Source organism: Pseudomonas sp. 5P_5.1_Bac1, from assembly GCF_025466015.1.
Lineage (GTDB): Bacteria > Pseudomonadota > Gammaproteobacteria > Pseudomonadales > Pseudomonadaceae > Aquipseudomonas.
In genome coordinates this window covers 355,249-375,980 of the sequence record NZ_JANLNX010000091.1, presented here as the reverse complement: position 1 = coordinate 375,980, position 20,732 = coordinate 355,249, and the positions used below count along the sequence as shown (strand labels likewise).

Here is a 20,732-nt window from a genome sequence, read left to right as displayed (position 1 = left end):
CTCTTATTCAGAATCGCGCGGTTAGTGCCAACTTCATCGTGCGGCCGGGTGCCGGCAACATGGCCCTGGCCAAGGGATCGATGTAATAACGGTTGGTGATGTTGTTGACGCCGACATCGACATCCAGGTTCTCGGTTACCTGATAACTTGCATAGGCATCGAATACCCAGATTGGGTGCCAGCGATAAGGTCGCCCGAATGCTTCAGCGCCCGTCACGCCGCTGGCGATCCACTTGGCTTCTTCTTCGTTTTCGGCGCTGCTGTGGTAGACCATCCGCCCGCCCACTTCGAGCTTCTCATCGAGCAGGCGCATACCGCTGTCGAGGTTGATGGAGTATTTGGGTTGCAGGCTGGTGCGGGCAAAGGTGGAAGGAAAACCGCCGGTGACGCAACTGTCGATTGCGTTGTTGTAGATAGGATCGAGCGTGGCGGCATAGTCCTTGTCACATAGTTTCTGCTCCAACCGGTAGCTGACGGAGAAGTTAGTGAAATAACGCCCCGTATCAGTACGGGTTTGCAACTCAATACCCGAGTAAGTTTTTTTATCGAACTGCACGATGTTGTACATCTGGTCGCGGTCGATATAGTCGTGAATTTCATTCTCGTAGTAATTGATACGGAAATCGGCATGACGCCAGTCCGGGACGAAACTGCGCAGGTCGTGGACATAACCAACTTCCCAGTTATACGCATGCTCGGGATTCATGCTGCCGGTGGAACTACGACCAAACGTCGTACCGGCCTGAGTGTCTTCGTACAACGTGGGGAACCGCACCAGTTCGCTGTAGCGCACATATACCCGGGCATTTTCAGTCAGCAGGAAGGTTGCCCCCAGCATCGGCGTCCAGGCGTGATCACGGCGCTTGTCAGGTTTGGCCCACAACTCTCCCTCCGTGGGCGGTACGGTAACGGTCGAAATCTGTTCCGGCTGGATATAGCGATTGACGGTGCCCGTGGTGCCTTGGGCGTTAGCCACCGTCTCGTTCAGGTCGATGGTGCCGTTGAGGAACTGGTTGGTGGAACGATCGATCTTGAAACCGTCGTACGCGGCGACAAAACTCTCACTGTTCCTGGCGGTGTAATACACGCCATTGACCTGGTAGTTATCCATGGCCGTCAGCATTTCCTGCTCGATTTCTTCTGGTGTGAAGCCCCAGGACTCGTACTCTGCTCGCACACTCTGCTCGAGTGCCGTGGCTTCCTCATCGCTCATCAGGCGTCGATAACCGAAGCGGGTGCCCGTTGTGGTTGAACCCGCAGCCCAGTCGCTGTCGCGGTTCTCACGGTGCTTGGCCAAGCCTTCATCAAACGAGTTGTAGTCGCTGTACCTGGCTCCCGCGTTGATAACCAGCCAGGGCATGACCGTCCATTCGTTGTTGAAGCTGAAGTTGTACTGCTGCCGGTTGCCACTGCGCGGCCCGAAATGCTGGGTGGCCCAGACGATCTCATTGACTGTCGCGTTGGCGGCGCCGTAGCGCTCGTCCAGCTTTTCATGGCTGAAGTCGCTGGAAAGCGTGAGGTTGAGGGTGTCGCTCAGTTCCATCCGGTTGCTCAGGTTCACGCCCCAACGCTCATGGTTGGAAACCTGAAGCGACTTGGGAATGAGGGTGAAGCGGCCATCGCTGTTGTCCAGCCGGACCGGCTGGGTGGGCGCCTGAGCACAGGCCGTGGGGTCATTACGGTATTGGCACAACACATAGTTGTTCCAGTTTCGGTCGATATCCTGGCCCGTCGCGCCGACGCCATAGATGGACTCGCCTGTCTGGTAACGATCGCTGTCGTTGCTGGTCATCCAGAGACCGGCCTTGAGATTGATCAGGGCGCTGTCTTCGGGATTCCATTCGTAGTTCAGCGACCAGGTGTCCTGCTTGACCTTCGCGTAGGGATACTGGATTCCGACATTCTGGTTGCCATCGAGCCCGGTGTACGTGGTGAGGCTGATCACGTAGGGCGAACTCTCACCAAACTCCATATCGGTGTGCATGTAGGACAACTTCAGGCTCTGCTGGTCAGGCAGGTACCAGGTGCCCTTGAGCAACGTGGTACGCACGTCACTCGATGTGTTGGTGACTTCATAGCCCGGCTGGAACAGTTGAGCCACATAGGACGTCCCGGCTCCCGGCACACTCTGCTGGCTCTCCGCCTTGGCCTTGTCCAGCCAGTCTTCCGTCTCGTAGCGCTGGCTGCCGCCTTTGCCGCTGTAGTAGTTGCCCTTGCGGCGGTAGCTGTACGCCGCCAACAGGTCGAAATCTTCCTGACGGGTACCGGCGGCGATACGAAAAGCATTGTCTTCGAAGTCGAAATCGGTGCCGCCCGAGCCCTTGCGCGGCGTCATGCGGCCACCATTGGGCAGCGCGAAGCCTACGGTTCCGTCGTAGCCTGCGGTGGCACCCGGTACGTCACGATAATCCTTGCCGAACTGATTGATCCCCGACTCGTCCGGCGACACCGAGTTGGTCGCCGTCTCGGTCTTGATCTCGATACCCCAGGGCTGCCCGGCCTTGACGATATCGTCGACATCCAGCGTCTTGATCTGGACCGAGCCGCCGATGCCGGTCTTGACCCCGTCGGTGACGGACGGGCCCTTCTCCACCGAAATGCTGCCGATCATGTTGGGGTCGACGTAGTTGCGGTTGGAAATGCCGCCCGAGCCCTGCCACACCGACATCGCCTGCTCGGTGCCGTCAACCGTCACCGGAATCCGTCCTTCGCCCTGGATGCCGCGGATGTTCGGGTCCAGCGCCCCGCTGTTGCGCGCATCGCCGCTGTAGACGCCGTTCAGGCCGCTGAACACGTCAGACACTGAAGTGCCCTTGTAGCGCTCCAGCTCCTCCTTGCCGACATAGACGTTGGAAACATCCTTGCGGTAAACGTCGCTTTGCCCCTTCTCATCGCGGTCTTCCCACTCGCCCTTCACTTCCTGCGCTTCCAGCACCTGCAATCCGCGCTGCGATGTCCCCGGCTTGCTCATCGCTTCCTCATAACCGGCGGGCAGTTCTATTTCCAGCGGGCCCATATTCGGCGTCGACGCCTGTTCTTCAGCAAATGCAGCGGCGCCGGAGAGCGCCAGGGTGATCGACCAGACCAGAGGCTTGAGTGGCAGGGACGAAGGCGTGGGTACGGGCGAGAGCATGGCGAAACCTGTCGTTGTCGGTGGTAGATGGCAGATACATGGCCACTCTGCGGCGGCGAGGTGATACTACCGACAAAAGCGAATGAATCTCGTTTAGATTCATATGCGGGAAACAGAAATTTCTATGCGGGCAGGCAGGGAGCGGAGAAGTCCGCTCCCGGAAGGAGACTCAGCGTTTCTTGCCGAAAATCGACTTGGGCGCGCGCCCGAAATAGCGGGTAAACGCCACGGTGAAATTGTTCGGGTATTTGTATCCCACCTGCCACGCCGCCTGGGCGACCTGCTGGCCGGACTCAAGCAAGGTCATGGCCTTGCGCATGCGCAAGTCGAGCAGCATGCGCGCGGGCGTGGTGTCGAAGAGGTAGCGGAAGCCTTCCTTGAGCTTGTGTTCGTTCATGCCGACAGCGGTGGCGAGATACTCCACCGTCAGGGGCGTGTGTAGCTGCTCGCAGAGAAGGTTACGGGCCCGCTCGATGCGCTCGATGTCACTGGTGCCCAGCGGCGACGCGGTGCTGTCCTGCGGCGCCAGCAGGTTGAACTGCTCCGACAGCAGGCTGAGGGTATGGATGTGCAAGTCCAGCCGGTTGGACGGGTTGAGCACACCGGGTTGCAGGTAGCGCACCAACGCCGCGGCATGGGCCTGTGCAGCCTTGGAGCTGGCGCGGTAGTCGAGCCGGTTCAAGCGGCCGCTGCCCAGCACCTGCGCGGCGCGTTCCTCGCCGACGTACTTGCAGAGGGTCGGCTGATCGATCACCACACGCAGTTGCGAGGCGGTCTCGTGGGCTTGATAGCGGCGCTCGCCAGGCGTGGCGCGGAACGCGGTGATGGTCGTGTGGCCGGCGTCGAAGGCCAGGTTGCTGCCGTCCTGACCGAGAAAACCGGATTTCCCCTGCAGGCCGATGGTCACGACCATCACATGACCGTCATGCGGGCCGCAGGTTTCTTCGATCAGGGTGCGCACGGGGTGGTAGTGCAAACGCCCCAGCGACAAGCCTTGCTCGAGCTGCAATAGCTCCGAATAGCACTGGCCGAGGTCCTCGGACAGTTGCATGCGCAAGCGTCCGTCCGCTTGCACCGAACGGTGCCTGGGGTGATCCAGGCCGAGACGGCAACTCCCTTTCATTGTGCTCATGACGACATCCCTGCGGCCATGCGAGCGGCGCTTCGCATAGGAACGGCTCCGGCTCGCATACTTAACATTAATGATTCTCATTTAATATATATCACCTTTTTCAGTGATTCGGCCACGGCTTGTTTCGTTATGAACAAGGCGGCCAAGTACAGGGAGTTACCGTGCCTCAACGTGCCAACCTCGATCAGCCTCACCAAGATCTGAACAGCGCCCATCCCCTGCAGTCGTGCTGGGACCTGCAACTCGCCGGACTCGGCGCCGACGCCCTGCAGGTGGCGCTCGAATGCGCGCTGTTCGACCATCTGGGCGCGCCGGTCAGCGCGTCCGCGCTGGCCGACACCCTCGAGCTGGACGCCGCCAGTACCGGCTACTTTCTCGAACTGCTGTGGAGCCTGGGCCTGCTCGAACGTGACCGCCAGCAACCACCGCGTTACCACAACCTGCCGCTGGCCGACCTGTACCTGCGCGCCGAGGCCAGCGCCTATTGCGGCGATGCCCTGCTGTTTCGCCACCGGGTCATGCGCCAGACCGGCGCCCAGCTCGGCGACTACCTGCGCAACGGCGTGCCGCGCGCGCCAATGGCTTCCGCGGCGATCGCCAAGGGCTGGGCCGACGCCGCCCGCCTGCAGATCGCCCAGGAGCAGCGCGCCGTCACCCGCGACGTGGCCTGCGCGCTGGTCGAAAGCCTGCCCGAAGTCCACCGACTGGAACGCTTGCTGGACCTTGGCGGCGGCCCCGGCCTGGTGGCGATTGCCCTGGCCGAGCGCCTGCCCGCCGTCGAAGGCGTGGTTTTCGAATACCCGCTGGCCGCCGAAGTGGCCCGCGAAAACATCGCCGCCGCCGGCCTCGCCCAGCGCCTGAAAGCCATCGGCGGCGACCTCAACGACGACGACTTCGGCAGCGGCTACGACCTCATCTGGTGTTCGTCGGTGCTGCATTTCGTGAACGACCTGCCCGCCACGCTGCACCGCCTCTTCGCCGCATTGCGTCCCGGTGGCGTGCTGCTGTGCTGCCAGGCCGAAGTGCCGGACGAACGCCAGGCCGCCGCGCAGGTGCTGCCTTATTACCTGCACATGCGCCTGCAAGGGCGCCACGTGCTCGCCGAAGGTGAACTGGCGCGCACGCTCGAAGGCATCGGCTTCAGGGCCGTGCAACAACTCAACGAACTGCGTTTCCCGGTCACCCCGGTCAACGCCGTCATCGCTCGCAAACCCCAGGGGTAACTCGATGGACCGCACGCGAATCGCCGGCCTGCAATTGCTGTTCGGCTGGCTCAACCTGGCGCTGGCCGTACCCAGCATCTACCTGATGTTCGGCATGCCGCTGGTCATGCGCCAGTACGGCTGGAGCGGCACCGAAATCGGCCTGTTCCAGCTCGCCGGGTTGCCGGCGGTGTTCAAGTTCCTGCTGGCCGTGCCAGTGCAACGGGTGCGTCTGGGCAAGGGCCATCTGGTCCACTGGATGTTGCTGCTCGGCGCGGCGCTGCTGGTGCTGTACTGGCTGATCGGCCGACAGAACCTGATCGAGCAGCGCATGCCGCTGTTCGTCATGACCTTCGCCATCAGCATCATCGCCACCTGGATGGACATCCCGCTCAACGCTCTCGCGGTGCAGTGGCTGCCGCGCAGCGAGCAGTTGCGCGCCGGCAGCATTCGCTCGGCGGCGCTGTTCCTCGGGGCGATCGTCGGTGGCGGCGCCATGCTGTTGATTCAGGCCCGGCTGGGCTGGCAGGCGCCGTTCCTGATCATGGGCGTGGCACTGGTGATTGGCGTGGTGCCGCTGCTGGTTCTGCGTCGACGGCCGCAACCGGTGGAACCCGCGTCGGCGGCGCCGTCCGGCTTTGTCGCCGACTGGATGAGTTTCTTCAGCCAGCCGGCGGCACGCCAGTGGACCTGGCTGCTGCTGACCGCCTTCCCGTTCATCGGCGCCGCCTGGCTGTACCTGAAACCGTTGCTGCTCGACCAAGGCATGCCAATGCAGGAAGTGGCCTGGGTCGTGGGCATCGCCGGCGGTGCCACCGGCGCTGTGTTCAGCCTGCTCGGCGGCCGCCTGCTCAGCGTGCTCGGCACGGCGCGGGCGATCTTGCTGTACCTGCTCGCCGCCTTGCTCGCCCTAGTGCTGCTGACCGTCACCGTGTGGCTGCGGCTGGGCCCGGCCTGGCTGATCGCCAGCGCGTTGTGCCTGGCGGCGAGCATGGGCGCGGTGTCGGCCTTGATGTTCGGCCTGACGCTGTTTTTCAGCCGGCGCCAACGCACCGCCAGCGACTACGGCCTGCAATCGAGCCTGTTCGTCATCACTCGCCTGGCCGCCCCCGTGGCTGCCGGACTGCTGCTGGACCGCCTCGGCCACGCCGGCATGCTCGCCTGCCTCAGCACCGGTCTGCTGCTGGCGCTGCTGCTGGCGTGGCGGGTACGCCACAGCATCGCCGGCAGTGCCGAAGCATTGCTGGTCAATGAACGCCACGCCACTGCCGGCGTGATCCCCATCGTTACCGAGGGCAAAGCATGAAGCCGCGTACCGTCGGCATCTGCCTGATCAGCCGCAATCGCGCGCTGCAGGAGGATGTGCAAGCAGTGCTTGACCGGCTCAACCACTGGTTGGGCCATGAAACGTCGCTGTACAGCCAGCACTGGCCTGACAGCGATTCGCAGTGCCTGTACCGGCAGGTGGCCGGGCAAGCCGAAGCCTATGTGCGCGAACACGCCCAGGGGCATGGCCTGTATCTCGACCTGCGGGTGTTCGACAGCGCCGCCGACGCCAGCCTGGCACTGGCCACCGCCAGCAGCGAAAGCGACTACGTGCTGTTCGACACCCGTCACCTGCCCGCTCAACCCGACAGCGACCCGCTGGTGGAACTGCTCGACGCCCAGCCCGAAGCCAAGCGTTCTCCCAGCTCGGCGCTGCTGCTGTGTGACGAAGAACACCTGCAACACTGGCTGCCGCGCCTCGGCGGCAACCGCCTGGTGCGGGTGCCGCATCCGACGCAAACCTTGCGCCGCGCCGACCTGCTGCGGCTGTTCGTCGATCATCTGGAACACGCCTACTTCAACCGCCTGCTGGCCCGCACCACGCTGCAGTCCAGCGAGCCGGTGGCGCTGGCGCGGGACATCCAGCAGCGCATGGACGCACGCTGGGGCGACCACTGGGACTGCCACTTCTTCACCGGCTCCATGGTCGCGGGTTTCCTCGATTCCATGGGCGCGTTGTTGCGTGGCAGCGGTCGCGGTTTCCACACCGCCAGCAACGAGCACGCCCTGGCGGTCAGTGCGCTGGCCGGCTGGCAGCTGTACCGCCGCGCCTACGTGATCGTCATGACCTCGGGCATGCTCGACGAACTGCGCGGCACCCTGGCCAACCTCAAACGCGCCGGTGCACCAGGACTGGTAATCTGCGCCGACTCGCCCGAGTCGGTGTGGTTCGCCTTTCAGGGCAGCCTCGATCGCGACAACGACGGCCACCAGGTGATTGCCGCCCGCGGCCTGTGGCAGCGGTTCATCCGTCGCCCCGATGAATCCCGCGCCAGCGTCGAGTCCGCCTTCGCCGCGCTCGACGCCGCGCCAGCGCCCACCTTCCTGTTCGCCACCCAGGCGGTGCTGGAGTCGCGGGTCGAAACCGGCCCGGAAGAGCCGGCACCGCCGCAACCCGCCCCGGCCAGCGAACTCGACGACACCCAGCGCGCCGCCCTCGACAGCGTGCTGGACGTGCTCAACCACGAGCCGTCGCGCATCCTCTGGCAATGCGGCCGGCTCAGCGAACAGGAACGCGACCGCGTCATGGCCCTGGCCAAGCGCAGCGGCGTGGCACTGGCCGACAGCATCATCGCGCCGGGCAGCGTGAGCGCCTATCAAGACCAGGAACCAGTGCTCAACTACCTCGGCCCGTTGTCGATGTACGGCTTCAGCCGGCGCATCCACGCCTTCCTCGAACAGCCGGACGCCGACGAAGGCAAACCCTGGCTGTTCTTTCTCAAGAGCAAGATCGACCAGTCGGCCACGCCCTACTCCGAAGGCCGGCTCAAGCGCCTGTTCCACATCGTCCAGATCAACCGCCGCCGCGAACACATTTCGCCCTTCACCGAAGTGGCGCTGGAGCTGCCGCTGGCCACGGTGCTGGACTATCTTGAGCCGCGCCTGAATGTGCCGCCGCCCTTATTGCAGGCGCGCCGCGAGCGCTTGCAGCGGTTGCAGCGCACCCGCGAGGCGCTGCCGAGCGACCAGGTCGAAACCCTGCCGATGACGCCGAACTTCTTCTTCCATCGGCTCGGCCTGCTGCTGGGCGAAATGATCCAGCGCGACGGCTACCGCTACACCGGCGTCTACGACGTCGGCCGTTGCAGCATCTCGGCCATGCGCAACCTGCCGCGCACCGACGCCGGGTTCTCCGGCTGGTATGGCCGCGCGCTGATGGGCGACGCACTGATGTCGCTGCCCTACATCGCCCTGAACAACCGCCGGCATGTGCTGGCGTTCATCGGCGACGGTGCCCGCGCGTTGGTGCCGGACATCGAACAGCGCCTGGCCATGTGCCTGGCCAGCACCGCCGACGCCGCGCAGCGCAACGTCACCGTGCTGTACCTCTCCAACGGCGTGCTGTCGATGATCCAGACCTACCTCGACAAGCGCTACGCCTGCCACGGCGCGGCGCAGGTCAACGTGCCGCTGAACGGCGGGCCGGTCTGGGACGAACAGCCCTTCGGCCCGATCAGCATCTGCCGCGCGCGCCTGCTCGCGTTCTGCCCCGACACCCTGCGCCAGGCCATCACCGCGCCTGGTCGCCTCAACTTCTTCGACGTCTGGCTGGGCCACAACTCGGAGGGCGACGGCTTGAGCCTCGTCTCCGAAACGGCCTGGAGCCGCCTCAACGCAGAGAGCCACTGATGAAATTCGGATTCATTGCCCACCCCACCTCCACCGGCCTGCTGCATCAGGTCAAGCTGGTCGACCTGCTCGACCGCACGCTGGAAGAACAGGCCTGGGGTTACGACAGCGCCCGCTGGCGCCAGCGCAACCTGGTGCCCTTCGTCGATTTCGGCCGCATCGTCAGCGCGTGCGGCGCCGAGTGTTCCGGCATCCTGCAGTTCATGCCGCTGACCGCCGAGCAGATGCTGCGCCAGCCCCGGGCCATCGCCGAACGCGTGCTGCAAGGGGTCAATTCACTCAAGGCCGAAGGCGCCGAGTTGGTCGGCCTGGGCGGCTTCACCGCGATCGTCGGCAACCGCGGCCTGGCGACCATGGAACAGGCCGACGTGGCCGTGACCACCGGCAATTCGCTGACCGCCTACGCCGCCTACATCAACCTGCTGGACAGCCTCACCCTGCTCGGCGTCGCGCCGGAAAACGCCGAGGTGGCGGTGCTCGGCTACCCCGGCTCGATCGCCCTGGCGGTGGCGCGTCTGCTCGCCGGTCATGGCTGCCGGCTGCGTCTGGTGCACCGCGGCAACCAACGCCAGGCCGAGGCGCAGCTCGAATACCTGCCGGCGCAGTACCACGCGCAGGTCAGCCTGCACGACAGCATCGAAGACTGCTACGCCAGCGTGCGCTTCTTCGTCGCCGCCACCTCCAGCGGCGGCCTGATCGACCCGCGTCGGTTGCTGCCCGGCTCGGTGGTGATCGACGCCGCGCTGCCCAAGGACGTGATGGACGTCGCGCACACCCGCCGCGACATCCTGCTGGTGGACGGCGGCCTGGTTTCGGCCAGCCCGGCGGTGCACCTGGGCATGCGCACCATGGGCCTGGAACCCAAGCGCAGCATGAACGGTTGCCTGGCCGAAACCATGATCCTGGCGCTGGAAGGCCGCGCCGAAGCGTTCTCCATCGGCCGCGAATTGCCGGCGGACAAGGTGCTGGAAATCGGCGCCATCGCCGCCCGCCACGGCTTCACACCCTCGCCCATGGCCAGCGACGGAGAAGCCCTCGCAGACGATGATTTCGGCCGCCTGCGCCGCCATCACCACGGCCAGCGTCCGGTGCGCGCCAGCGACGCCAAGGACGACCCGATGAACCTGCGCCGCGAGGTGCTCAACAACTTCGGCGAGCACATCAACCCGGTGCTGCGCGAGTTCTACCAGTTCAACCATATCGAGCGGGTGTTCAGCCACGGCGAAGGCTGCTGGCTGACCGACCTGGATGGCCGCCGCTACCTGGACTTCGTCGCGGGCTACGGCTGCCTCAACACCGGCCACAACCACCCGGCCATCAGCGCCGCACTGCAACGCTATTTGCAGCAACAGTTCCCGACGTTCATCCAGTACCTTTCCGCGCCCCTGCACGCCAGCCTGCTGGCCAAGCGTCTGGCCGACCTGGCGCCGGGCGGCCTGTCGCGGGTGTTCTTCAGCAACTCCGGCACCGAAGCGGTGGAAGCGGCGCTCAAACTGGCCCTCGCCGCCAGCGACAAACACACCGTGCTGTACTGCGACAACGGCTACCACGGCAAGACCCTCGGCGCGCTCTCGGTGACGGGCCGGGCCAAACACCGCAAGCCGTTCGAGCCGCTGCTGCCGCGCTGTGACAGCCTGCCCTTCGGCGACCTAGACGCCCTGCGCACGCGCCTGGCCAAAGGCGATGTAGCGGCCCTGATCATCGAGCCGATCCAGGGCGAAGGCGGTGTGATCCTGCCGCCTGACGGTTATCTCGCCGGCGTGCGGGCGCTGTGCGACGAGTACGACTGCCTGTGGATCCTCGACGAGATCCAGACCGGGCTGGGCCGCACCGGCAAACGCTTCGCCTGTGAATGGGACGGCGTCGCGCCCGACATCATGGTGCTGTCCAAATCACTGTCCGGCGGCCTCGTGCCGATTGGCGCGACCCTCTCCCGCGAGGCGGTCTGGCAACGCGCCTATGGCGACATCGACACCTTCGCCCTGCACACCTCGACCTTCGGCGGCGGCAACTTCGCCGCGGCGGCGGCACTGGCGGCACTGGACGTGCTGGAACAGGACGGCCTGATGGCCAATGCCGCCGAGGTCGGCGCGCACCTGCAACAGGGCTTGCTGCACATCGCCGAGCGCTACCCGTTCATCAAGGCCGTACGGGGTCGTGGCCTGATGCTCGCCATCGAGTTCCAGAACAGCATGGCCGGCGGCATCGAGGCGCTGGTGCGAGAAATGGCCGGGCGCATTCCGGGTCAGGCGGCAGCCACTTACCGCATGCTCTCGGGCACCGCGCGGCGGCACCTGGAAGCGGCGATGGAAGAGCTGGAGCAGAGCCTCGAAGACATGTTCGTGCTGCGCCTGATGACCAAACTTTCCGAGGAGCACGGCATCCTCACCTTCGTCACCGCCAACAACAACCGGGTGATGCGCATCCAGCCGCCGCTGGTGCTGAGTGTCGACGAGGCGGACCGGTTCCTTGGCGCGTTTGCTGCGGTTTGTGAGGACCTGGCCACGTTCGAATCCTGAGGAGGTTCATCGCTGTGGTTCGGGGCGCCGAGCCACAGCGACAGGGCCCCAGCAGATCTCATAGCTTTTCCGCGCTTTGCCATACGAATCCCCCGCCTACCCCGATTGCAACTTTTCCTGTCACATTTGAAAATAATTCCAGTTCGTATCTACTGAATGGAAGAAAGCGATATGACCTTACCGCCGCTGGTCGAACCCGGTGCCGAGCTTACGCGCGAGGAAGTGAACCGCTACAGCCGTCACCTGCTTATCCCCAACCTGGGCGTCATCGGACAACGCCGCCTGAAGAACGCCAAGGTGCTGGTCATCGGCGCCGGTGGCCTCGGCTCGCCGACCCTGCTGTACCTCGCCGCCGCCGGCATCGGCACCCTCGGCGTGATCGATTTCGATCGGGTCGATGAGTCCAACCTGCAACGCCAGGTGATCCATACCGTCGACAGCGTGGGCGAGCTCAAGGTGGAAAGTGCCCGCCAGGCCATCGCCCGCCTCAACCCGCTGGTCAAGGTGATCACTCACAGCGACCGTCTGGAACCGGAGATGGCGGTCGAGCTGTTCTCGCGCTATGACCTGATCCTCGACGGCACCGACAACTTCGCCACCCGTTACCTGGTCAACGACGCCTGCATCCTCGCGGACAAGCCCTACGTGTGGGGCTCGATCTTCCGCTTCGAAGGCCAGGCCTCGGTGTTCTGGGAAAACGCCCCGGACGGTCGCGGCCTCAACTACCGCGACCTCTACCCGGAGCCGCCACCACCGGAACTGGCGCCGTCCTGCTCCGAAGGCGGCGTGCTCGGTGTGTTGTGCGCGGCCATCGCCTCGATCATGTCCACCGAAGCGATCAAGCTGCTGACCGGCATCGGCGACCCGCTGCTCGGCCGCCTGATGGTCTACGACGCCCTGGAAATGAGTTACCGCGAACTGCCGATCCGCCGCCTGCGCAACCGCCAGCCGGTCACCGCGCTGTCCGACTACCAGGCGTTCTGCGGCCTCAACCGGCCAGCGGCCGCGAACGACAGCGGCGTGCCGCTGATCAGCGCGCTCCAGCTCAAGTCGCTCAAGGATGGCGGCACGGCCCCGGTGATCATCGATGTGCGCGAGCAGACCGAGTGGGACATCGTGCGCATCGACGGCGCCCTGCTGATGCCCAAGTCCGCCGACGTCGCCAGCCAGATCGTCGCGCGCTTCGGCCATGACACCGAGCTGGTCATCGCCTGCAAGTCGGGCATGCGTTCCCAGGCCGTTTCCAGCGACCTGCGCAAGCTGGGCCTGGACAAGGTGCGCAACCTCGAAGGCGGTGTGCTGGCCTGGGTTCGTGACGTCGAGCCGGCGCTGCCGACCTACTGAGGTGCAAGGCATGCCATTGCGCATCACCCGTGCGGCGCTCGAGCAGATCCAGCGCCAGGCGGCCAGGGAGCACCCGATCGAGGCCTGCGGCCTGATCGCCGCGCCCTGCGAGGCAACGGTCGCGGCGCGGGTGATCCCGATGCGTAACCACGCCGCGTCGGAGGTCTGGTTCAGCTTCGACCCCCGCGAGCAATTGCGGGTGTGGAGCGAGCTGGACGAGCGCGACGAGGAATGCCGGGTGCTCTATCACTCGCACACCGCCAGCGAAGCCTGGCCCAGCCGCGAGGACATCGCCCACGCCCAGGACCCCGCGCTGCACTACTTGATCCTGTCCACCTGGCCCGGCGCCAGGCACCGGATCCGCAGCTTCCGGATCGTCGAAGGCCGGGTATTCGAAGAGCAACTGTCCATTCAGGAATGAACAGGGCCGCCATTGACCGGCGGCCAGGACACCCCATCAAAGGAGAATCACATGTCGGTTTCAGTCATGGTTCCAACCCTGCTGCGTCCCCTCACCGACGGGCAGAAAAAAGTCGAGGCCCAGGGCGAAACGGTTCGCCACATCATCGATAACCTCGACAGCCGCTACCCCGGAATCAAGGCGCGCCTGGTGCACGCGGACGAGGTGCACCGCTTCGTCAATATCTACGTCAACGACGATGACATCCGTTTTGCCGAAGGCCTGGCCACCGCCATTGCGCCGGGCGACAAGCTGACCGTACTGCCCGCCGTCGCTGGCGGCTGAACCGCGACGGCCTTTTCGCGGACTGACCCGCGAAAAGGCCCGCACCGAAATCCCGGCATTCCGACCGATCGCCCCACGCCAAGGTGCCCCACCATGCCCCGTATCCTGGATGACGCCAGACTCACCTGGCGCAGCGGCCCCTGCCTGCCCGCCTGGCAGACCTTGAGCGCAGCCCTGCAGCGCCAGGGTGAATGCCTCGGTGTGCAGCATGCCGAAAGCGACCCCGAAGGCCCGTCCCTGCACTTGCTGCACCCCGACTTGCATCCGCTCCAGACCCGCTTCGCCGGCTTGCCGGCACTGCCGCTGGAGTTGTCTACCGAATTCACGATCCAGGCCGCCTGCGGCCTCATGTCGGTGCACGGCCGCGCCAGTGGCAGGCCCCAGGCCCTGGGCGTGAACTACCTCGCCACCCTCAATGCCGCGCTCGCCTGGCAAGGCAGCCTGGCCGCCGCGGTCGGCCAGTTGCGCGGTGGCGACTTCGCCAACGTCTCGCTGCAACCGGCCGCCGGCGCCCTGTTGAGCATCGGCCAATACCTGGCCGGCGCCACCGCACCGGAAGACGCCGAACGGCTGCTGCCCGGCGCTGATGACGCCTTGGCCCGGCCGCCATTCGTCTCCGCTGACGGCGTGCTGTTCGAACTGGAAACGCTCGACAGTCAGCCATGGCGGCGCTTCTGGAATGCCCTGGAAGTAAGCGACGCCATCGCCGGCAAGGCCTGGCAGCGCTTCCTGTTGCGCTACGCCCGCGCCGTCGCGCCGATGCCGTCCGAATGCCTGGATGCCCTGGCCGGCTTGCCGCTGGCGCGAATCCAGGCCATCGCCCTGGAAACGGGTGTGGCGCTGGTGCCGGTGCGCGGTCTGATTCAGCGTCGCGCCGACAGCGACTACGCGGCAAGCGCCGCCAGCCCCTGGCAACTGCAGCGCGGCAAGGCCGGCATGCCCGCCCGGCGCGCGGTCCCCGGGCGCCTGCCGCTGCAAGGCATTCGCGTGCTCGAATCCTGCCGCCGCATCCAGGGTCCGCTGGCCGGGCACCTGCTGTCGTTGCTCGGCGCCGACGTGATCCGCCTCGAACCGCCGGGCGGTGACCCACTGCGCAACATGCCGCCGTGCGCCGAAGGCTGCTCGGTGCGCTTCGATGCGCTCAACCACCTGAAAGACGTGCGCGAGGTGGACATCAAGTCCGCCGCCGGCCGCGCGCAGATCCACGCGCTGTGCCAGGACGCCGACGTGTTCCTGCACAACTGGGCGCCCGGCAAAGCCGCCGAACTGCGCCTGGACGCCGCCGACCTGCACGCCACCCAGCCGTCACTGATCCACGCCTACGCCGGCGGCTGGGGCGAGGCGGCGATCGATGCGCCCGGCACCGATTTCACCGTGCAAGCCTGGTCTGGCGTGGCGGCCCGCATCGCCTCCGCGTCGGGCACCCGTGGCGGCACCCTGTTTACCGCGCTCGATGTGCTCGGCGGCGTGATCAGCGCCCAAGGCATCTGCGCCGCCCTGCTCGACCGCGAGCTGCATGGCCACGGCGCGCAGTTGCACAGCTCGCTGCTCGGCGCCGCCGACCTGCTGCTCGACAGTCAATGCGGCCTGCCTTCACCGACCTTGCTGCAAGGGCTGTTCAGCACCGCCGACGGCTTGCTCGCCCTCGACTGCCAGACCCGTCAGCAGCATCAGGCCCTGGCCCGCTTACTCGGCGGCGACGCCGACCCGCGCCGCCTGCAGACGCAACTGGCCGAGCACGGCAGCGAACACTGGGTGGACGCCTGCCTGCTGGCCGGCGTTCCCGCCAGCGTCGCCCATGAAGACCTCACCCTGCTCGCCGCCGACCCGCGCGTGGCCCCGAGCCTTACCCAACGCGCCTACCGCTCTGTTCAATCACCGTGGAGTTTCCTATGAATACTGCCGGAATCGTTGACCTGGTCCCCCTGCACACCCGCCGCCGCTGGAGCGAAGACGGCAGCTACCCCAACCAGGATGTGTTCAGCCTGTTTCGCCAACGCGCCGCGCAATCGCCGGACAAAGCCGCAGTGCTGTCGCCGGACGGCAACGTCAGCTATGCGCAACTGCTCGACGCCGCCCTGCGCATGGCTGCCAGCCTGCGTCAGGCGGGTATCGTCGCCGGCGACGTGGTCGCCTATCAGTTGAGCAACCACTGGCGCTGCTGCGCCGTCGACCTCGCCGTGGCCGCGCTGGGTGCCGTCGTGGCGCCGTTCCCGCCGGGGCGCGGCAAGCTCGACATCCAGTCGCTGGTGCGCCGTTGCGACGCCCGCGCGGTGATCGTGCCGCAGGAATATGCCGGCATCGACCTCTGTGAAGTGATCGAATCGCTGCGCCCGACCCTGCTCTCGCTGCGCATCCTGATCGTCGACGGCGAGCCCCGCGCCGGCTGGGCGACCCTCGACGCGCTGCTCGACGCCGCCCCCATCGACAGCGCCAGCCTGCCCAACGTCTGCCCCAACTCACCGGTGCGCCTGCTGGTGTCGTCCGGCACCGAGTCCGAACCCAAGCTCGTCGCCTATTCGCACAATGCGCTGGTCGGTGGCCGTGGCCGCTTCCTGCAACGCATCAGTGACGACGGCGCCGAATTCCGTGGCCTTTACCTCGTGCCGCTGGGCTCGTCGTTCGGCTCCACCGCCACCTTCGGCGTGCTCTGCTGGCTGGGCGGTTCGCTGGTGGTGCTGCCGCGTTTCGATGTCGGCGAGGCGATCAAGGCCATCGAGCAATTGCGCCCGACGTTCATTCTCGGCGTGCCCACCATGCTCCAGCGCATCGCCGCCGAGCCGGCCCTGGCCGATATCGACAAGTCGAGCCTGCGCGGCCTGATCTGCGGCGGCTCGCTGATCGACGAGGCCACCGTGCTGCGCTGTACCGAACACTTCGGTTGCGGCTTCATCAGCCTGTACGGCTCGGCCGACGGCGTGAACTGCCACAACACCCTGGACGACCCGATCGACGTGGTGCTGGGCAGCGTCGGCAAACCCAACCCGGCGGTGTGCGAGATCCGCATCATTGATGACCTGGGCCGGGAACTGCCTCACGGCGATGTCGGTGAAATCACCGCGCGCGGGCCGCTGAGCCCGATGCAGTACGTCAACGCCCCCGAGCTGGACGAACGCTACCGCGACGCCGAAGGCTGGGTGAAGACCGGCGACCTGGGCTTTATCGACCAGCAGGGCTACCTGGTGCTGGCCGGCCGCAAGAAGGACATCATCATCCGCGGCGGCGCCAACATCAGCCCGGTGCAGATCGAGGGCCTGGTGATGGCCCACCCGGATGTGGTCACCGTGGCCTGCGTCCCGGTGCCCGACCCGGACCTCGGCCAGCGCGTGTGCCTGTGCGTGACCCTGCGCGAAGGGGCGGCGAAATTCGCCCTGGAGGACATCACCGGCTTCCTGCGCGAGCAGGGTCTGGAGGTCAACAAGTTGCCGGAATACCTGCGCTTCTATCGGTATCTGCCGCTTACCCCGGCGGGCAAGATCGACAAGCGCGCCCTCGCCGCGGATGCCGCCGGCCTCGGCGAACCTGTTCGGCAGGTGGGCTGAGCCATGACCACTGCATCCCCTGAAACAACACCGCTGGCGCACCGGGTTCGGCACTTTGTCGAGCAGCACATTCTGCCGCGCGAGCTGGAGCTGGGCGCGTGCGACAAGGCAGCCAGCGCACTGGCCGCCGAACTGCAGGCCAAGGCGCAAGCCGCCGGCGTGTTCGGCAACTTCTACCCGTTCGCCCTCGGCGGCCGGGTGGTGAGCCTGGTGGAGTACCTGACGGTCGCCACCGAGGAAGGCCGCAGCGAGTTCGCGCCGGCGATTCTCGGCTGCGACGCCACCCTCGACGCCTACATGCTCGACCGCCATGCCAATCCCGAACTGCGCGAGCGCTTCCTGATGCCGCTGGTACGTGGCGAGCAGGTGCCGTGCTACGCCATGTCCGAACCGGAAAGCATCGGCTCGATTCCCGCGACCATGACCAGCCGCGCCGACTGGCACGGCGATCACTGGCGCCTGAACGGCCGCAAGTGGTTCATCTGCCGCGCCGAACGGGCCGACTTCGCCACCGTGATCGCCCGCACCGGCGACGGCCCGACAGGCGAAGCGTTGTCGATGCTGGTGGTCCCGAGCGACAGCCCCGGCTTCCGGTTCGTCCGCCCGCTGGCCTTGCTGGGCCGTCAACAGGGCCAGGGCGAGTTGCGCTTCGATGATGTGCGCGTCACGCCGAACCAGGTGCTCGGCACGCCCGGCCAGGGCATCGCCCTGATGCAGCGCCGCCTCGGGCTCGGCCGCCTGTTGCGCGCCGCCCACTGGCTGGGCCTGGCGCAGCGCTGCTTCGACGACCTCTGCGCCAGGGTGCATTCGCCGCGCGGGCATATGGCGCGGTTGGCCGACAAGCAACTGCTGCGGGGGCGGGTCTATCAGGTGTACCGCGACATCGCCAGCGCCCGCGCCTTGCTCCAGGATGCGGCGGCCAAGTTCGACCAGGGCCAGGCCAACAGCATCGAGGTCAACCTGGCCAAGCTGGCGGCGTCGGAGGCGCTGTCCGGCGCAGTCGATTCGGCGATGCAGGTCATGGGCGCCGAAGGCCTGAGCGAGCTGTCGCCGCTGTCGGGCATCTACCGGCACGCCCGCACCACACACATCCTCGACGGCACCGACGACGCGCTCATCAGCACCCTCGGCCGCGACCTGCTGGCGGCCACGGCCCCCGGCAAGCCCTTCGACAGCCGTTGCCCGTCACTGCACCTGGACAAGGGAACGCCATGAAACGCCACGCCGCCCTCGCCGCCTTGCTGACCTGCGCCATGGGCCTGCCGATGATGGTGTTCTATGCCCTCGGCGTGCTCGGTCCGCAACTCATCGCCGACCTGCATATCGACCGCGAACACCTCGGCTGGCTGACCACCAGCGCCTTCGGCCTGGCGGCCTTGCTGTCGCCCTGGGCCGGGGCGCTGGTGCAGCGCATCGGCTCGCGTAGCGGGCTGCTGGCGCTGTTTCTGCTAGTGGCGCTGTCGTTCAGCCTGATGGCGGTGCTGCCCGGCTTCACCGGGGTGGTCATCGCCCTGTTGTTCTGCGGTGTGGCGCAGGCGCTGGCCAACCCGGCCACCAACCAGGCCATCGCGCAGACCAGGGATGCGCCGCGCGCGGCACTGGTCGGGCTGAAGCAGGCGGGGGTGCAATTGTCCGCGCTGATCGCCGGGCTGGTCTTGCCGGTATTGAGCGCCGCGATCGGCTGGCGCCTGGCGCTGGCCTGCTGGGTACCGCTGGCGTTGTTGCTGGCATTGCTGGTGCCGGGACGCATCGCCGCGCCGGCGGCGGGGCCGCGACCTCCGCTGCGCCTGACGGCGCCGAATGGCTGGCTGCTGCGGCTGATGGGCATTCAAGGCTGCGCGGGATTGTGCCTGTCCGCGTTCATCACCTTCTTCGGCGTGTACGCCAGCAGCCTGGGCGTCAGTGCCGCCACCATTGGCCTGATGGTCAGCGGATTCGGCCTGATGGGCATTCTCTCCCGCCTGTTGCTGACCCCGCTGGGCGCGAGCCTCAAGGACGAAACCGTGCTGCTTGGCGGGCTGTTCCTGGTCGGCCTCGGCACCGTGCTGGTCATGCAATACGCCGCCGCCGATCGCCACTGGCCGTTGTGGTTCGCCGTGGTCGGCATGGGCCTGAGCCTGGTGGCGAGCAACGCCGTGGCCATGAGCATGCTGCTGCGCGAACCGCGCTTCGGTGGCGTGGCCAGCAGCGCCGGCATGCTGTCGCTGGGTTTCTTCGGCGGCATCGCCGTCGGGCCACCGCTGTTCGGCGTGCTGCTGCGCCAGCCGGGTGGTTTCTCTGCCGCCTGGACCTTACTCATCTTTGCCCTGTGTCTCGGCGCCGCGCTGTGCCGAAACCTGTACCGCGCCCGTCGCTCAGAAGAGGCTCATCCCCATGCCGACACAGCGTAAACGCCAGGCGGTGGTCCACGCCCTGTTCAAGCAGCTCGACAGTATTTCCCGCCAGTGCGGCGAGCAATTCCCGCTGTACCGCCTGCCACGGGACAGGCAGTGGAAGCTGTCGCGGCGAGGCTCGTGGCTCGGCGGTTTCTGGGCGGCGCTGTGGTGGCGCCGTGCGGCGTTCACCGAACTCAGCGAAGACCTCGACCAGGCGGTGTTCTGGTCGCGCCAACTGGGTGCGCAACTGGACGAACCCAGTCTGAATCGCAGTTTCGTGTTCTGGTACGGCGCCGCCCTCGGTGGCCGCCTTGCCCAGGACGAACCGGCACGGGAGCTGGCCTTGCGTGCCGCTGACGCCCTGGCCCGGGATTTTCGCCCGGATATCGGCGGCTGGCCGCTGGGCCCCGGCATGGGCGGCGGCGACAACGGCCACGCAACCCTCAATATCGACGCCCTGGCTCCGACGCTGGCGCTGATGCACTTGCAGCCCGATGCGCACAAGCGCGACATGGCGCGCAGCCATCTGGACCTGTGCCTGCGCACCCTGCGCGGCGCCGACGGTGCCTGGGCCAGCCACGCCCGGCTCGATGAACACGGCCAGTTCCAGCCGGGCCCTGCGGGTGATTGGGCACGCGGCCAGGCATGGGCCATGCTCGGCCTGGCCGAGGCGGTCGGCTTGTATGGCGGCGAGTACGCCGCGCCCGCCCGCGAGGCTTGCGCCTACTGGCTGAGCCGCTGGGGCGAAGCGGCCAGCCGGGGCACCCTGGTCGCGCGCAATGCCGACCCGTGCGCAGTGGCCATCGCGTCGGTGGCGCTGCTGCGCCTGTGGCAGTGCCTGCCGGGCATGAACGACTGGCGCGACCTGGCCTGTCAGCAGATCGCCGCGTTGCTGTCGAGCGAGGTCCAGCAGGGATGCTTCGTCGGGCACTACTACCGCACCGGCACCGAGCAGGAGCAATTGGTGGAATCGGCCTGCGCAACCTTCTTTCTGGTCGAGGCACTGATGACCCAGGATCAGGTCCTGGCTGTTCAGGGCGGGATCGCCGGCTGGTAGCCGGTCCC

The 20,732-nt window shown here is 66.4% G+C and carries 14 protein-coding genes; 12 read left to right on the top strand and 2 right to left on the bottom strand.

Annotation, left to right across the window (positions count from 1 at the left end; genetic code table 11):
* Positions 1–7 precede the first annotated feature (7 nt).
* Both NTD82_RS20055 and NTD82_RS20050 read right to left on the bottom strand, forming a co-directional pair.
* Positions 8–3,133: a TonB-dependent receptor domain-containing protein gene (locus tag NTD82_RS20055; RefSeq protein WP_262129921.1), complete on the bottom strand. Its 3,126-nt coding sequence runs from the start codon at positions 3,131–3,133 to the stop codon at positions 8–10.
* Positions 3,134–3,302: 169 nt separating this feature from the next.
* Positions 3,303–4,265: a helix-turn-helix transcriptional regulator gene (locus NTD82_RS20050; RefSeq protein WP_256587743.1), complete on the bottom strand. Its 963-nt coding sequence runs from the start codon at positions 4,263–4,265 to the stop codon at positions 3,303–3,305.
* A 161-nt stretch (positions 4,266–4,426) separates the two neighbouring features.
* Here NTD82_RS20050 and NTD82_RS20045 point away from each other — a divergent pair, with 161 nt between their 5' ends.
* The 12 genes from NTD82_RS20045 to NTD82_RS19990 all read left to right on the top strand — a co-directional run bounded on the left by NTD82_RS20045 (position 4,427) and on the right by NTD82_RS19990 (position 20,724).
* Complete coding sequence (locus NTD82_RS20045) at positions 4,427–5,488, top strand: class I SAM-dependent methyltransferase (RefSeq protein WP_262129920.1); 1,062 nt, start codon at positions 4,427–4,429, stop codon at positions 5,486–5,488.
* 4 nt (positions 5,489–5,492) lie between these two features.
* Complete coding sequence (locus tag NTD82_RS20040) at positions 5,493–6,773, top strand: MFS transporter (RefSeq protein WP_262129919.1); 1,281 nt, start codon at positions 5,493–5,495, stop codon at positions 6,771–6,773.
* Positions 6,770–9,142, top strand: coding sequence for a decarboxylase (locus NTD82_RS20035; RefSeq protein ID WP_262129918.1), 2,373 nt, complete (start codon positions 6,770–6,772; stop codon positions 9,140–9,142). Before NTD82_RS20040 ends, NTD82_RS20035 begins: the two co-directional genes overlap by 4 nt.
* Complete coding sequence (locus NTD82_RS20030) at positions 9,142–11,661, top strand: aminotransferase class III-fold pyridoxal phosphate-dependent enzyme (RefSeq protein WP_262129917.1); 2,520 nt, start codon at positions 9,142–9,144, stop codon at positions 11,659–11,661. Before NTD82_RS20035 ends, NTD82_RS20030 begins: the two co-directional genes overlap by 1 nt.
* 171 nt (positions 11,662–11,832) lie before the next feature.
* Positions 11,833–13,005, top strand: coding sequence for a molybdopterin-synthase adenylyltransferase MoeB (moeB, locus tag NTD82_RS20025; protein ID WP_262129916.1), 1,173 nt, complete (start codon positions 11,833–11,835; stop codon positions 13,003–13,005).
* A 10-nt stretch (positions 13,006–13,015) separates the two neighbouring features.
* Positions 13,016–13,426, top strand: coding sequence for a M67 family metallopeptidase (locus NTD82_RS20020; RefSeq protein WP_262129915.1), 411 nt, complete (start codon positions 13,016–13,018; stop codon positions 13,424–13,426).
* A 51-nt stretch (positions 13,427–13,477) separates the two neighbouring features.
* A complete protein-coding gene (locus tag NTD82_RS20015) occupies positions 13,478–13,750 on the top strand; it encodes a MoaD/ThiS family protein (RefSeq protein ID WP_095155961.1) in 273 nt (90 codons plus the stop codon).
* A gap of 93 nt (positions 13,751–13,843) precedes the next feature.
* Entirely contained in the window at positions 13,844–15,646 is a 1,803-nt protein-coding gene (locus NTD82_RS20010; protein ID WP_262129914.1) for a CoA transferase, read from the top strand.
* Complete coding sequence (locus tag NTD82_RS20005) at positions 15,643–17,292, top strand: class I adenylate-forming enzyme family protein (protein WP_262129913.1); 1,650 nt, start codon at positions 15,643–15,645, stop codon at positions 17,290–17,292. The genes NTD82_RS20010 and NTD82_RS20005 overlap by 4 nt, the downstream gene beginning before the upstream one ends.
* Positions 17,293–17,295: 3 nt before the next feature.
* On the top strand, positions 17,296–18,507 hold the full coding sequence (locus tag NTD82_RS20000) for an acyl-CoA dehydrogenase family protein (RefSeq protein ID WP_262129912.1): 1,212 nt from the start codon (positions 17,296–17,298) through the stop codon (positions 18,505–18,507).
* Positions 18,504–19,682 (top strand): CynX/NimT family MFS transporter, encoded by a 1,179-nt coding sequence (locus NTD82_RS19995; protein ID WP_262129911.1) that lies wholly within the window; start codon positions 18,504–18,506, stop codon positions 19,680–19,682. The genes NTD82_RS20000 and NTD82_RS19995 overlap by 4 nt, the downstream gene beginning before the upstream one ends.
* A complete protein-coding gene (locus NTD82_RS19990) occupies positions 19,666–20,724 on the top strand; it encodes a glucuronyl hydrolase (RefSeq protein ID WP_095155957.1) in 1,059 nt (352 codons plus the stop codon). The genes NTD82_RS19995 and NTD82_RS19990 overlap by 17 nt, the downstream gene beginning before the upstream one ends.
* Positions 20,725–20,732: the final 8 nt, after the last annotated feature.